At 64.9% G+C, this 13,414-nt stretch carries 13 protein-coding genes and 1 tRNA gene; 6 read left to right on the forward strand and 8 right to left on the reverse strand.

All coding sequences use genetic code 11. The annotated features are described in order from the left end of the window. Nucleotides 1–824: 824 nt before the first annotated feature. The 3 genes from AB0L63_RS11290 to AB0L63_RS11300 form a co-directional block, all read right to left on the reverse strand. Nucleotides 825–898 (reverse strand) — tRNA-Pro (locus AB0L63_RS11290). Nucleotides 899–958: 60 nt separating this feature from the next. Further along, nucleotides 959–2,203: a hypothetical protein gene (locus AB0L63_RS11295; protein WP_364497956.1), complete on the reverse strand. Its 1,245-nt coding sequence runs from the start codon at nt 2,201–2,203 to the stop codon at nt 959–961. Nucleotides 2,204–2,330: 127 nt separating this feature from the next. Then, the gene (locus AB0L63_RS11300; protein WP_364497959.1) at nt 2,331–3,293 is read right to left on the reverse strand and encodes a metallophosphoesterase; all 963 of its coding nucleotides are present in this window, start codon (nt 3,291–3,293) and stop codon (nt 2,331–2,333) included. Between the two features lie 169 nt (nt 3,294–3,462). On the opposite strand from AB0L63_RS11300, the gene AB0L63_RS11305 reads away from it, so the two are divergent. Beyond that, the gene (locus AB0L63_RS11305) at nt 3,463–3,927 is read left to right on the forward strand and encodes a GatB/YqeY domain-containing protein (protein ID WP_364497962.1); all 465 of its coding nucleotides are present in this window, start codon (nt 3,463–3,465) and stop codon (nt 3,925–3,927) included. A 67-nt stretch (nt 3,928–3,994) separates the two neighbouring features. Here the strand turns inward: AB0L63_RS11305 and AB0L63_RS11310 are convergent, their stop codons facing one another. After that, the gene (locus AB0L63_RS11310) at nt 3,995–6,367 is read right to left on the reverse strand and encodes a penicillin-binding protein (protein ID WP_364497964.1); all 2,373 of its coding nucleotides are present in this window, start codon (nt 6,365–6,367) and stop codon (nt 3,995–3,997) included. 368 nt (nt 6,368–6,735) lie between these two features. Between AB0L63_RS11310 and AB0L63_RS11315 the strand changes: the two genes are divergently transcribed. Continuing rightward, nucleotides 6,736–7,059 (forward strand): WhiB family transcriptional regulator, encoded by a 324-nt coding sequence (locus tag AB0L63_RS11315; protein WP_040686051.1) that lies wholly within the window; start codon nt 6,736–6,738, stop codon nt 7,057–7,059. A 112-nt stretch (nt 7,060–7,171) separates the two neighbouring features. Here the strand turns inward: AB0L63_RS11315 and AB0L63_RS11320 are convergent, their stop codons facing one another. Both AB0L63_RS11320 and AB0L63_RS11325 read right to left on the reverse strand, forming a co-directional pair. Further along, entirely contained in the window at nt 7,172–8,311 is a 1,140-nt protein-coding gene (locus tag AB0L63_RS11320; RefSeq protein ID WP_364497967.1) for an ArsA family ATPase, read from the reverse strand. Continuing rightward, nucleotides 8,308–9,327 carry an ArsA-related P-loop ATPase gene (locus AB0L63_RS11325; protein WP_364498237.1) on the reverse strand — a complete coding sequence of 340 codons (1,020 nt, stop codon included), beginning with the start codon at nt 9,325–9,327 and terminating at the stop codon, nt 8,308–8,310. Before AB0L63_RS11325 ends, AB0L63_RS11320 begins: the two co-directional genes overlap by 4 nt. A 441-nt stretch (nt 9,328–9,768) precedes the next feature. On the opposite strand from AB0L63_RS11325, the gene AB0L63_RS11330 reads away from it, so the two are divergent. From AB0L63_RS11330 to AB0L63_RS11340, 3 genes are all read left to right on the forward strand, one after another. After that, nucleotides 9,769–9,930 (forward strand): DUF4177 domain-containing protein, encoded by a 162-nt coding sequence (locus tag AB0L63_RS11330; protein ID WP_364497970.1) that lies wholly within the window; start codon nt 9,769–9,771, stop codon nt 9,928–9,930. 18 nt (nt 9,931–9,948) lie between these two features. After that, nucleotides 9,949–10,407 carry a RidA family protein gene (locus AB0L63_RS11335; protein WP_364497973.1) on the forward strand — a complete coding sequence of 153 codons (459 nt, stop codon included), beginning with the start codon at nt 9,949–9,951 and terminating at the stop codon, nt 10,405–10,407. Between the two features lie 77 nt (nt 10,408–10,484). After that, nucleotides 10,485–11,279 (forward strand): MBL fold metallo-hydrolase, encoded by a 795-nt coding sequence (locus AB0L63_RS11340; protein ID WP_364497976.1) that lies wholly within the window; start codon nt 10,485–10,487, stop codon nt 11,277–11,279. Between the two features lie 142 nt (nt 11,280–11,421). On the opposite strand, the gene AB0L63_RS11345 is transcribed toward AB0L63_RS11340, so the two are convergent. Next, entirely contained in the window at nt 11,422–12,096 is a 675-nt protein-coding gene (locus tag AB0L63_RS11345; protein ID WP_011206875.1) for a Crp/Fnr family transcriptional regulator, read from the reverse strand. Nucleotides 12,097–12,243: 147 nt separating this feature from the next. Then, nucleotides 12,244–12,486, reverse strand: a complete 243-nt coding sequence (locus tag AB0L63_RS11350) for a hypothetical protein (protein ID WP_364497978.1) — start codon at nt 12,484–12,486, stop codon at nt 12,244–12,246. Between the two features lie 223 nt (nt 12,487–12,709). Between AB0L63_RS11350 and nth the strand changes: the two genes are divergently transcribed. Beyond that, a complete protein-coding gene (gene nth / locus AB0L63_RS11355) occupies nt 12,710–13,411 on the forward strand; it encodes an endonuclease III (RefSeq protein WP_364498240.1) in 702 nt (233 codons plus the stop codon). Nucleotides 13,412–13,414: the final 3 nt, after the last annotated feature.

A 13,414-nucleotide genomic window follows, 5' to 3' on the forward strand; every position in this document is an offset into this window, starting at 1 on the left:
CGCCCGCGGCGGGTGAGCGGAAGTCGGTACTGGCCAAGGAATCGGGATCAGCCGTGAGACCGTCTACAGCTACCTGCGGGCCGACACCCGCACAGGCTGAGCCGAGCGCGCAGTCGCCCAAAGGATAAGGGACACAAGGCAGCCGGCAACTCGCAAGAGGTGCAGGTGATCACATGGGCGGCTGGGGTTTCAGCTGGAAAGACGCGGTCGTCGGCGATCTGGGATTGGTCAGCACTACCATCCAACGTCCCGCAACGGTCTCCCGCCGCATGCGCCAGTGTGGCCACCCGTGTCGACATACGTGGATACGCTATGGACCTCGCGTTTCGTCGAGATGACCGCACGATAGCAAGCGGTAAGAGTCTGCTCACCGCCCATATGGGACGACCGGGGACATATCGGAACGGTCGCGCATTCCTTCGGCGCGCCGCCTACCGGAACTTCGCACCGCCGGTGCACAGTGAGGGGAGCAGACAGCAAACACTTGGCCACGTCGCCGCACCACCGCAGGACACATTGCCGCGCCAGGCTGATGACAGCCGGGTACGCGGTAGCGGAGTCTACGGAGCGATCCGCCGACCGCCCTTCGTGGCCGCCGGCCGATGCCGATTCATTGCGACGCCGGGCGCACCTACGAGAAGTCTCGGGAGGTATGGATGGATGCTTTCGTGATCGTTGGCTTGCTCGCCTTGGTCTGCGGGCTACTAGCGGTCATTGCCTGCGCGGTATGGTGGCCCACCCCGGACCGCCGGGCAAACCAGCGTAAACAGCTCCGCCCCCGGCCTGTGCGGGCCGGGGGCGGAACCATTCGTCTCAACCACGAGTCGGGGTGACAGGATTTGAACCTGCGACCTCTTCGTCCCGAACGAAGCGCGCTACCAAGCTGCGCCACACCCCGTGAAGCGAACCTGGAGTAGCTTACAACAGCTCACGTCCAGACGTTAAACCCGCAGGTCAATCACCCTTCATGAGGTCGAATGCTGGTGAAGATCCGCTGGGCGGTTACCGCATCGATGGCATTGGGGACGCCGGTGTCGGCCGCGATCACCATGACGAAATTGCCGTTATCGGTGGGGGTGGCGAAGGTGTAGACCGAGTACTCGGTCGCGCAGCCTGGATTGACCTTGGTCGCGGTGCCCTTGGTTTCCACGAACATGCCCTGCTGGGATCCGTCGAGCGAGCTGAGCGGCTGTGCGGCGCCGGGTGTACCGCCCGGTGAGTTGGTGTAGGCGATCTGAGCGGTCCTGGTGCCGAGTTCGGTTGCCGCGGTTGCCGAATCGGTGTGCGTGGAACCGGTCAGGAAGGCCACGGTGCGGGTCGAGCCGGGGCAGTAGCTCTTCCCGTCGGTGGCCAGCCCCTTACCGGTGACGGCATTGGGCGGTTCCCCGAAGCCGCCGATCTTGCCGTCGGGGGCCACCGTCCAGTCGGCGGGTACGTCATAGGCGGCCCCGAGGTCCGAGGCCACCACAACCTGGTAACCGGGGACGACCGGGGTCTCATGATTGGCGGGGGCGTGCTTGGTGGTGGTCGGCTGGGGCGAGGTGTGCGAACCGGTGGGGGTGAGTGCGCTCACCATCGACGGAACCGGATTCTGCGCCGTGGTGTCATCCGATCCGTGGTTGGCCGTGAGGATCGCCGCCGCCGCCCCGATCGCGACCACGACCACCGCGACCGCGGCGGCGACCCATGCGATGCGCCGACTGCGGCTCGGTCGGTTCACACCCGACGCGGCGGCCAATTCCGATGCGAATCGGTCACCCAAGAGCGCATTCAAGCCGCTGCCATGCGGTGCCTGCAGCCCGCCAGGTGGTCCGGACGGTGTTGCGCCGGGCTGGAATTGCGTCGTCGAGCCCGGCTGCCATGACGACATGGGTTGCTGCGGCTGCGGCGTCCACTGCCGTGTCGGATCGAATTGACCAGGTGCACTTGCTGATTGCTGATCGGGCTGCCACGGCATCGGCTGCGCCGGCGCGCCGCCGCCGTTCCACGGTGCTGCCGTGGGTTCGGGGCCGAATGGCGACAGGACGGCCGGATCGAGCTGGACCGGTGCGCCGAATGTGCTGTGCGGTGCATCGGCCTTCGATTGACCCGGATCGGGCCGCCCGGATCCGGGTTGTCCCAGCGCAGGGCCGAATTGCTCGGCGCCCAAATGCTGTCGCTGATACGGCGCACCGGGTTTGCGCCGGTCGTCGAAATCACTCACGACTCTGCCTCGCTGGCGCTCGGCTCCGTCGTGCGCGATTGCACGCTGTGTCGTTGGTTCGCTCGCTGGCGTTCGCTCACGCTATCCCCTGCCTGACGTCAGTCTCGGCAAAGGACCTTAGCGGACCTCAGCGTGCGATGGCTTCCGAGGGTGAAACGCCCTGTCCGCTATCGGTATTGGGACGCATCGGCGGTGCGGCGACCAGGGTTAGCAGCGTCGCCTCGGGGCGGCAGCAGAAGCGGTATGGCGCCCACGGCGAGGTGCCCAGACCAGCGGAGACATGCAGTTGGGTGTGTGCGCCCCACTTGGACGAGCCCTTCACCCGCGAGCGGTCGATACCGCAGTTGGTGACCAGCGCGCCGTATCCGGGCAGGCACAGCTGACCGCCGTGCGTATGTCCGGCCATGACCAGGTTGTAACCGTCCTCGGCGAAACGGTCCAGCACCCGGGGTTCGGGGGAGTGGGTCAGGCCGATGCTCAGCACGGCGAGCGGGTTGGGCGCACCCGCGATAGTGTCGTACCGGTCGCGCTGCAGATGCGGATCGTCGACGCCCGCGCTCGCGATTCGAATCCCCGCGACCTCGACGTCACGGCGGACGTGGGTCAGATCCAGCCAGCCCCGCTCGGTGAATGCCGCGCGCAGGTCCTTCCACGGCAGCGGAGCGCCGTACACCCGGCGGTGATCCTTTTTGAAGTATTTCGCCGGATTCTTCGGTACCGGCGCGAAATAGTCATTGCTGCCGAAAACGAAAAGGCCTGGGCGGGAAAGCAATCCGCCGAGGGCCTGGACCACCGCGGGCACCGATTTCTGGTGCGAGAGATTGTCCCCGGTATTGACGACCAGATCCGGCTCCAGCCGATCCAGCTCCCGCAGCCACTGCTGCATGAGCTTCTGACCAGGCATCATGTGCAGATCGCTGATATGCAGTACCCGTAGCGACGACGAGCCCGGCTGTAGGACAGGCATCGTGGCCTCGCGCAGTACGAAGGCGTTTCGTTCGATCAGCGAGGCGTAGCCGATACCGGCCACCGCGGCCCCGGCGGCTCCCAACGCGGTTCGTCGGATGGCGGAGGTCGAGATTACGGGCATTTGCCCAGCATAGGTGACCCTGGTGCGGAACGCCGAGTGTGTTTCCGCACAAGCGGTCGGCTGGTTGTTTCGGGCGATCTGCAAGCAGTCGTTACGGCGAGTGTGCCGAATTCGGGTCGAGCGCCGAATGTAGTGGGCCGGGAACGGGGAAACGGCTACCGTGTGGCACATGTCGGAACTCAAATCGCAGCTGCGTGCGGATATGACCGCCGCAATGAAAGCCAAGGACACGCTGCGCCTCGCCACCCTGAGGATGCTGCTGGCCGCCATCCAGACCGCGGAGGTCGCGGGCTCGCAGGCACGTGAGCTCTCCGACGCCGAGGTTATTGCCGTGCTGCAGAAAGAGGCGAAGAAGCGCAGCGAGTCGGCCGAGGTCTACGCCCAGGCCGGGCGTGGCGAACTGGCCGCCAACGAACATGCCGAGGCGCGCATCATTGATGAATATCTGCCGACGCAGCTGACCGACGCCGAGGTCGCCGATGTCGCCGATACCGCCATCGCGCAGGTCGCCCAAGAACTCGGCGAGCGGCCGGGCATGCGGCAGATGGGCCAGGTCATGAAGGTCGCCACCGCGATCGCCGCCGGTAAGGCCGATGGCTCCCGGCTCTCGGCTGCCGTGAAGTCGCGCCTGTAGCCACCGATAGGCGAAAGCCGCCGATCCGGGATCCGGGTCGGCGGCTTTCGCATTGGCGAGGTGCTGGTTATCGAGGTACTGGGAATCCCGGAATACTAGGGAATCCCGGAATGCTGGGAATGCCGGGAACCGGAAGTCCGGGCACCGGCGCAGGTCCGGGTGCCGGTGCCGGCGCCCGTTCCGTCCCATCGCTGATGTAGATCGTGATCACCGACCCGGGAATCGCCGAACCATTCGGCGCGGCCCCGAGCACAGTCCCCTTCGGCGGCGCACCGACGCCGTTCACCGACGAGACCTGGAAGCCCGCGGCCGTCAGCGCGGCGGTGGCCTGACCTTGCGTCATGCCCGTGACATCGGGGACCTGGGCCTGATTGGATCCGCGCACATACTTGTCGTCCAGTGGTGGCAGTGCGGGTGGCGGGAAGTTCCCGAGCACCGGTTTGATCGCGTTGAACCAGGTGCGAGCGGGTTCGTTACCACCGAAGAGATTGCCGTCGCCACAGCCGCGTAGCGGGAACGAGCAGATCTCACCGGGTGTCGGGCTGTCGCCGTAGACATAGGCGGCGGCCGCCATCGAGTTGGTGAAGCCGAGGAACGCAGAGGAGCGGTGGCTCTCGGTGGTTCCCGTCTTGGCCGACAGCGGCTGGTTCCAGCCGGTCGCCTGCGCCGCGCCGGCCGCGGTACCGCTGATGTCGTCCTTGCTCATCGCATTGGCCAGAGTGTTCGCCAGCCCCGGATCGACGACCTGTTCACACGCCTGCTGCGTGAGCGGCACCGGCTTGTTGTCGCGGTCGAGCACTTCCTTGATCGGTGACGGCGGGCACCACTTGCCGCCGGAACCCAGGGTGGCGGCCACATTCGACAACTCGAGCGGGTTGATCGCGACCGGGCCGAGGGTGAACGAGCCGAGGTTCTGCTCCTTGATCATGTCGGCCAGGCTCTGGTTGCCGTGGCCCGAGGTGCCCGCCTCGGTGTAGGAGCGCATTCCGAGGCGCACCGCCATATCGACGGTCGGGGTGACCCCGACGGCCTGGATCAGCTTGACGAACGCGGTATTCGGCGAGGTGGCCAGTGCCTCGGTCACCGACATCGGCGACTTGTAGTTACCCGCGTTCTGCACGCAGTAGGTGGCGGGCGGACAGCCGCGCGCACCACCGTTACCCATGCCCTTTGCCTCGAACCGTCCAGGCACGTCGAGTTGGGCGTCGATACCGAGGCCCTTTTCCATGGCCGCGGCCGTGGTAAAGATCTTGAAAATCGAGCCAGCGCCGTCACCAACCATCGAATACGGCTGCGGCTGCACCGTTTCGTTGGCGTTGCGATTCAGTCCGTAGGTGCGGCTACTGGCCATCGCGAGCACCGGATGCGAATCATGGCCGGGGCCCACCACCGACATCACCTGCGCGATGTCGTCGAGGTTCGGGTTCGCGGCCTCGGTGACCGAGCGTTTCACCGAATCCTGCAGCGCCGGATCGAGCGTCGTCTTGATCGTGTAGCCACCGGTATTGATCTGCTCGCGGCTGATACCGGCATCGGCCAGATACTGCAGCGCGTAGTCGCAGAAGAAACCGCGATCGTTGGCGGCGATGCAGCCGCGCGGCAGGCCTTTGGGCTCGGGGAGCACGCCGAGCGGTTCGGACTTGGCCTTGCGGAATTCCTCGGCGCGGCTGGGGATGTTCTGGATCAGCGTGTCCAACACGGTATTGCGCCGCTGCGTCACACCCTCGGGATTGGTGTAGGGATTCAGCTTCGAGCTGGACTGCACGATGCCCGCGAGCATCGCCGACTGCGGCACATTCAGATTCGCGGCGTCGACGCCGAAGTAGGTCTGCGCCGCGTCCTGGATTCCATAGGAGGAGTTACCGAACGGGACGAGATTCAGGTACCGGGTGAGGATCTCGTCCTTGGTCAACTCCCGGTCCAGGGTGAGCGCCATCCGGATCTCGCGCAGCTTGCGCGCGGGGGTGGTCTCGATGGCGGCCCGGCGCTCGGCATCGGTCTTCGCGACAACCAGCAGTTGGAAGTTCTTCACGTACTGCTGATCGAGGGTGGACGCACCCTGTTGAACCTCGCCGCTGCTCGTATTGGTGACGAACGCGCGCATGGTGCCTGTCCAGTCCACACCCGCGTGGTCAGCGAAGCGCCGGTCCTCGATGGAGACGATCGCCAACTTCATATCGTTGGAGATCTTGTCGCTGGGGACCTCGAAGCGGCGCTGCTCGTATAGCCAGGCGATGGGCGTTCCGTTCGCGTCGACCATGGTCGAGACGGCCGGGACAGTGCCCTCCACCAACTCCGCGGACACATTGTCGACGGCATCGGCGGCGCGGTTGGAGACGAACCCGAAACCGCCTGCGAGAGGGAACAACAACCCGGCGACGAGCACGGCGGCCAGCGCACAGCTGCCGGCCAGCCTCGCGAGCGTATGTGTGATCGGCACGGACCCAGACTACGGGGTGCCGATCCGGCGCTCTCGGGTGTGTTTGCGAGTTGCTCGGATACTGGAGTTCGAATGTTCCATTGGGCGTGTCGCACGACGGATTCCGGCGTGTCGCGGAGGGGCGAGCCATGGGTCGAGTCGACCGCCCGGTTCTAGATCACGGTTGCAGGGACGGACGTACCAAAAAGTCTCGGGACGGTCTTGCGCAGAGGCTATACCTTTACCTAGATTGAGAACCCAGTGTGATAGAGCTAACACTCAAAGTGGAATGTGGTGTAGTTCGCGGCGGGGTTTGGGTTGCTGCGACACTGACACGCGATTCTGGAGCGCCGTTGACCCGGTGTTCGGACTGCAAAGGGGCACACCAAATGCACATGACAACCCCCATCGCTCGATTGGACGTGGAGCAGGCCGAAGCAAGGATCGCCTGGGTTGCCCAGGCCCGATGCAAGGAAGTAGACCCTGATCAACTGTTCGTCCGCGGCGCAGCGCAGCGCAAGGCGGCGACGATCTGCAGGCACTGCCCGGTGTTGATGCAGTGTGGGGCCGACGCGCTCGACAATCGAGTCGAATTCGGCGTGTGGGGTGGAATGACCGAACGGCAGCGTCGTGCGCTGCTCAAGCAGCACCCGGAGGTGACGTCCTGGGCGGACTTCTTCCAAGCTCAGCGTCAACATCAGATCGCAATCTAACCCTGGAATGAAACCGAGCCCGCGATTGCGGGCTCGGTTTCGTTAACGGGTTTATATCAATCCAACATCAGCATGACGCGGTGGCGCAGTCGATTTCGCCGCCCATCACGCCTCAAACGATCATCTCGACCGGGTGCGCATCGGTGAGTTGTGCGCCGACGGCACGCAACGCCTCTAGATCCGAGACTTCGAAGGGCAGCGCGGTCACCGAGGCGATCGGCACCCTCGGATGCGCACCGGTGAACCGATGCAGCAGATGCTGTTCGCGTTTCGCGGTGGCGACCCGCTTGGCGTGGATGTGCAGCACCGCGGCGGTCAGCGGATCGGATTCGGCCAGCTGATCGGCGGCGGTCTGCGCGTGATCGGCGGACAGGGAGCTGAGTACCGGATGGGTCCGGTTCAAGACCAGTCCAGCCAGCGGCATGCGCTCGGTCGAGAGACGGTCGACGAAGAAGGACGCCTCGCGTAAAGCATCCTGTTCTGGGGCCGCGACCACCAGAAAGTGCGTGCCCGGCTTGGACAGCATCGCGTAGGTGCGGTCCGCGCGATCCTGGAAACCACCGAACAGCGACTCCAGCGACTGCAGGAAATTCGATGCGTCCTTGAGCATCTGGCCGCCGACAATGGTCGATACCGCGCGCACCGCCAGGCTCATCGCACCCGTCACCAACCGGGTGACACCGCGACCGGGAGCCATGATGACCCGGATCATCCTGCCGTTCAGGAAGTTTCCGAGCCGCTTCGGCGCATCGAGGAAGTCGAGGGCATTGCGGGACGGGGGAGTGTCGACCACGATCAGGTCCCACTCCTTGCGCCCGGCCAACTGGCCGAGCTTCTCCATCGCCATGTATTCCTGTGTGCCGCCGAAGGAGGAGGCGACCGTCTGATAGAAGGGGTTGGCGAAAATCTGCTCCGCCTTCTCCGGACTGGTGTGCTCGAGCACCATATCGTCGAAGGTGCGCCGCATATTGAGCATCATCGCGTGCAATTCGCCCTTGGCCTCCGGGCCGAGGGCCACCCGCTGCGGGGTGTTGTCCAGATCGGCGACGCCGAGTGACTGGGCCAGCCGCCGTGCCGGGTCGATGGTGAGCACCACAACCTTGCGGCCCTGCTCGGCCGCGCGTAACCCGATCGCCGCCGCGGTAGTCGTCTTACCGACGCCACCCGAGCCGCAGCAGACCACCACCCGCGCGTTGGGGTCGGCGATGATGCTCGAAATATCCAGTGGTGCGGCCACATTCGGATTACTCACCGGACCCCCTGCTTGCTCAGATGTTCGGCGAGTTCATAAATGCCACCGAGATCCATGCCGTCGGCGAGTGCGGGCAGATACATTCGCGATACATTCACTTTCGCGAGTTCGGCGGCGCTTTCGTCCTGTGCCCGCAATGTGGCCGAATGCTCGACGGTTTCGGTGATCAGGCCCTGGAAGTCCTGGTCCGACAGGGAAATTCCGGCCTCGGTGAGTCCAGCGAGAATGGCGTCGCGATCGATATCGCCCTGTGCGGCCATATTTCGCACCTCCGCCGGGAGTTGGCCCTTGGTCGCCCGGTTCACAATGACGGTGCCGATCCGCAGGTCATTGGCGGTGAGTTCGGCGACGGCGTCAGCGGTCTCCTGCACCGGCAGCGCCTCCAACAGGGTGACCAGGTGGATCATCGTCTGATCGGAGTGCAGCAGGTTCGAGACGCCCTCAGCCTGCGAGGCGATCGGTCCGCCCTTGGCCACCTCGGCCATGGCCTGGGTGACATCGAGGAAGCTGGCGATCCGTCCGGTCGGCGGTGCGTCGACAACGATTTCGTCGAATACGGGCTTGCCCTGCTTATCCAGCCGGACCGCGCATTCCTTGATCTTTCCGGTCAGTATGACATCGCGCAGACCGGGTGCGATCGTGGTGACGAATTCGACGGCGCCGACCCGGCGCATCGCCCGCCCGGCGAAGCCCAAGTTGTAGAACATATCGAGGTATTCGAGGAAGGCGTGCTCGATATCGAGTGCGAGCGCTACCACTTCACCGCCGCCGTCCGCGGTGGCGATTCTGGTTTCGGTGGGCGGCAGCGGCGGCAGATCGAACAGCTGGGCAATGGACTGCCTGCTCTCCACCTCGACCAACAGCACCCGCCGCCCACCGGCGGCCAGTGCGAGTGCCAGCGCGGCGGCGACCGTCGACTTACCGGTTCCTCCCTTGCCCGAGACATAGTGCAAGCGGGCGTTATCCGCGCGCTCCGGCCAACCCGTTTCCGGCCCCGGCTCCGCCGAAATGGGCACTGCTGTTGGTACTCCCACGATCGCGAGCCTATAACCCGTTATGTGGACGCGCCCCAGCAATATGGTCAGTGCCTCATTTTCCAGGGATTCCGTCTCAGACGGCAGGGCGTAGCGGGGCCGCAAGATCAGGTTCCTGCTAATCGGCCACGACCGAGTGAGTCTTACCAGCGACGTTCGCGGCCCGTCTCGCATCCGCACGAAGGCGCGGCCATCGAACACAGCCGAGTCGTCGAAGCGCATGCGACGAAGTCGCGAGTCTCGACGGCGCCGCTAGCGGACTGCTTGCAGGTCGCTCGAAAGGGTCGGACGCGAGACAGCAGGGGGCCGCGAACGGGTCGCGCCGTAGGCGCGGCAAATCAAACACAGCACCCGCCGCGCCCGCGCGGCCAAAAACAGAGCCCGCGAACACACAGCGCCGTAGGCGCTGCCAAAGTTACAGTCATGAGTGAATCGAAGGTGTGGGAGTACGCCACCGTTCCGCTGTTGACGCATGCGACCAAGCAGATCCTGGACCAGTGGGGTGCCGATGGCTGGGAGCTGGTGACCGTACTACCCGGTCCGACCGGTGAACAGCACGTCGCCTACCTCAAGCGCCCCAAATAATCGAAGGGACTTGCACTTATGACCCAGTGGGAGAAGAACCTCGCCCAGCTCGGCCTTACCCTGCCGCCGGTCGTCGCCCCGGTCGCCGCCTACATTCCGGCGATCCGCACCGGTTCGCTCGTCTACACCTCCGGCCAGCTGCCGTTCGTGGACGGGCAGCTCTCGGCGACCGGCAAGGTCGGCGCCGAGGTCTCGCTCGAACAGGCCAACGAGGCGGCCAAGTTGTGCGCGTTGAACGCGATCGCCGCGGTGCATGATCTGGTCGGGCTCGACGCGGTGGTGCGCATTGTCAAGGTCGTCGGATTCGTCGCCTCCGCACCTGGATTCACCGATCAGCCGCAGGTCATCAATGGTGCCTCGGAATTGCTCGGTGCGGTCTTCGGTGATGCGGGCGTGCACGCGCGCTCCGCGGTCGGCGTCGCCGAACTGCCCCGCAACACCCCCGTCGAGGTCGAACTGATCGCCGAAGTGCGCTAAACAGGTTCGAAGCAGACCATTTCGAGCGACCTGCAAACAGTCGCTACGGCTAGGATTTCGATCGACTGGGGTATCCGATGACGCTCACCCATCCCGCATACGGCCAGCTGCGGCAGGTCACGCCGACCGCGGCGGTCGTACTCGCGGACAATCCCGGCCAGATGACGCTGGAGGGCACCAATACCTGGCTGCTGCGCGCGCTGGGACAATCGGATTACGTCGTGGTCGATCCGGGACCGAAGGATAAGGCGCACAGCGAGGCGATCGCCCGCGCCACCGACGGCAATATCGCGCTCACCCTGATCACCCACCGGCATCATGACCACACCGGTGGTATCGACCGCTTGGTCGAGTTGACGGGTACGCCGGTGCGGGCCGGAACCGCCGATTTCCTGCGCGGTTCCGCTGCGCCGCTGGTCGACGGCGAGGTGATCGAGGCCGCCGGGCTGCGGATCACCGTCCTGGACACCCCCGGCCACACCAAGGATTCGGTGAGTTTCGTCCTCGACGATGCCGTGTTGACCGGTGACACCATCCTCGGCTTCGGCACCACCGTGCTCGATGCCAGCGATGGCGCCCTCGCCGATTACCTGGCATCGCTGGACAAGCTGGTCGAGGTCGGTGCGGGACGCGCGTTGCTGCCCGCACACGGTCCGGATCATCCCGATCTGGAACCGATCGCGCGGTACTACATCGCGCACCGTCAGGAGCGGCTGGATCAGGTGCGGGAGGCATTGCGCGTACTCGGGCCGAATGCCGGTGCGATGTCGGTGGTGCGCAAGGTCTACGCCGATGTCGACAAGCGGCTGTGGCCGGCCGCACGCAGTTCGGTGCAGGCGCAGTTGGAGTATCTGCGCGCCGAGCAGAACTGACTAGATCGCAGCACACCGAAGCGCGCTGAGTTCATGTGATAAATGAACTCAGCGCGCTTTCGCGTTCAGGTTTCGCGGCGTCTATCGGCCGCGACGCGTCTGCTCGGCGGTCAGGTGCCCGGTCGCCGATAGGTTTCGAGCGTCAGCGTGCGCGGCGGGCCAGGCGCTCGGAGTCGGAGATCAGCACACTCTTGCCCTCCAGCCGGAGCCAGCCGCGGTGCGCGAAGTCGGCGAGTGCCTTGTTCACGGTCTCGCGGGAGGCGCCTACCAGCTGCGCGATCTCTTCCTGCGTGAGGTCGTGGGTGACCCGCAGCGCACCGGCCTCCTGGGTACCGAACCGCTGCGCGAGCTGTAGCAACGCCTTGGCGACCCGGCCGGGGACGTCGGTGAAGATCAGGTCGGCCAGGTTGTTGTTGGTGCGGCGCAAGCGGCGAGCGAGAACGCGGAGCAGTTGCTCGGCGATCTCGGGCCGCTGGTCGATCCAGGATTTGAGTGCGTCACGGTCCATGGTGACTGCACGGACCTCGGTCACGGTGGTAGCGGTCGAGGTGCGCGGACCCGGGTCGAAGATCGACAGCTCGCCGAACATATCCGACGGACCCATGATGGTCAGCAGGTTTTCCCTGCCGTCCGGGGAACGCCGTCCGATTTTCACCTTTCCGGAGGTGATGATGTACAACCGGTCGCCGGGCTCGCCCTCGTTGAAGATGACATGCCCGCGCGGAAAGTCCACGGGCTGGAGTTGTTTGGCTAGAGCCGCCACCGCGGTGGGCTCTACGCCTTGGAAGATGCCTGCTCTGGCGAGGGCCTCGTCCACGAATGTGCTCCTTATGGGAAATGGCTCTGTCCTGGACCGAAGCGAATCGGCCAACAGCGCAGTCTACGCGGCATTACGGCAGCGTAGTGACAGTCACCACGTAACGAGTGGATTGCGCGGCATACCAGGCGGCGATTGGTAGGGGATTCAGCTCGCGCGAGCGACATCCAATTCTTCGCCACGGGAACGGCGCCTACGCATCCGTGCCACCGCGGCGGGCAGTCCGAGCTTGGTCAGCTCCTTTACTTCGGCGTTGCTTGCCTTGTCCAGGTACTGCTGAACCTCTTCGTCAGGTTCGAGAAGGTTGCGGAGCCGATTCTCGACCCGCTCCATGCCCAGTGCAAACAGCATCAGCACCACTGGGAAGAGCACCACAGCGAGTCCTTGCATGACGAGCAGTAAACACGGTCTAGGTCTCAGATGGAACACGGCAAGAGATCTGGGAGAGCACCGTTGTGGGCTGGTTCCGTATGGTGGACGCGTGCGTGTCTCCCCCTCCATAGCTCCCGTGAGCGGGCCTGCGGCTGCCCCCGAGGCGACCGATGCGCAACCCGCCGCGGTCCCCGTTTCCAAGCGCAAATCCCGAGCGCGACAAGCGGAAACCCCGCTCGGCCTGACCCGAAGGGCCCGCCGGATGAACCGCATTCTGGCGGTGGCTTTTCCGGGCGCGCACTGTGAGCTCGATTTCACGACACCGCTCGAATTGGCGGTTGCGACAATACTTTCCGCGCAGTGCACCGATGAGCGGGTGAATATGACCACACCCGCGCTGTTCGCCAAGTATCCGGACGCCCGCGCCTATGCCGAGGCAAACCGCGCCGAGCTGGAGGAATACATTCGGCCGACCGGGTTTTTCCGTAATAAGACCAGTTCGCTGATCGGCCTCGGGCAGGCACTGGTCGAACGCTTCGATGGTGAATTGCCTCACACCCTCGACGAACTGGTGCAATTGCCCGGCATCGGCCGCAAGACTGCCAACGTCATCCTCGGCAATGCCTTCGGTGTGCCCGGCATTACGGTCGACACTCATTTCGGCCGGCTGGTGCGCCGGTGGGCCTGGACCACCGAGGAAGATCCGGTGAAGGTCGAACGCGCCATCGGCGAGCTGATCGAACGCAAGGAATGGACAATGCTGTCCCATCGCGTCATTTTCCACGGGCGCCGGGTCTGCCATGCCCGCAAACCCGCATGCGGTGTCTGCATTCTGGCCAAGGATTGCCCATCGTTCGGGGTCGGGCCGACCGATCCGGAAACCGCAGCCAAGCTGGTGAAGGGTCCCGAGACAGAGCATCTGCTCGAGCTGGTGGGCCGGTGAGAC

Source organism: Nocardia sp. NPDC051990 (genome assembly GCF_040680755.1).
In the GTDB taxonomy this organism is placed as follows: Bacteria; Actinomycetota; Actinomycetes; order Mycobacteriales; family Mycobacteriaceae; genus Nocardia.

Coding starts and splice junctions, on each gene's coding strand:
- AB0L63_RS11300 (WP_364497959.1), bottom strand. CDS start 3,293: ATGCCCGTAATCTCGACCTCCGCCATCCGACGAACCGCGTTGGGAGCC.
- AB0L63_RS11305 (WP_364497962.1), top strand. CDS start 3,463: ATGTCGGAACTCAAATCGCAGCTGCGTGCGGATATGACCGCCGCAATG.
- AB0L63_RS11315 (WP_040686051.1), top strand. CDS start 6,736: ATGCACATGACAACCCCCATCGCTCGATTGGACGTGGAGCAGGCCGAA.
- AB0L63_RS11330 (WP_364497970.1), top strand. CDS start 9,769: ATGAGTGAATCGAAGGTGTGGGAGTACGCCACCGTTCCGCTGTTGACG.
- AB0L63_RS11335 (WP_364497973.1), top strand. CDS start 9,949: ATGACCCAGTGGGAGAAGAACCTCGCCCAGCTCGGCCTTACCCTGCCG.
- AB0L63_RS11340 (WP_364497976.1), top strand. CDS start 10,485: ATGACGCTCACCCATCCCGCATACGGCCAGCTGCGGCAGGTCACGCCG.
- AB0L63_RS11350 (WP_364497978.1), bottom strand. CDS start 12,486: ATGCAAGGACTCGCTGTGGTGCTCTTCCCAGTGGTGCTGATGCTGTTT.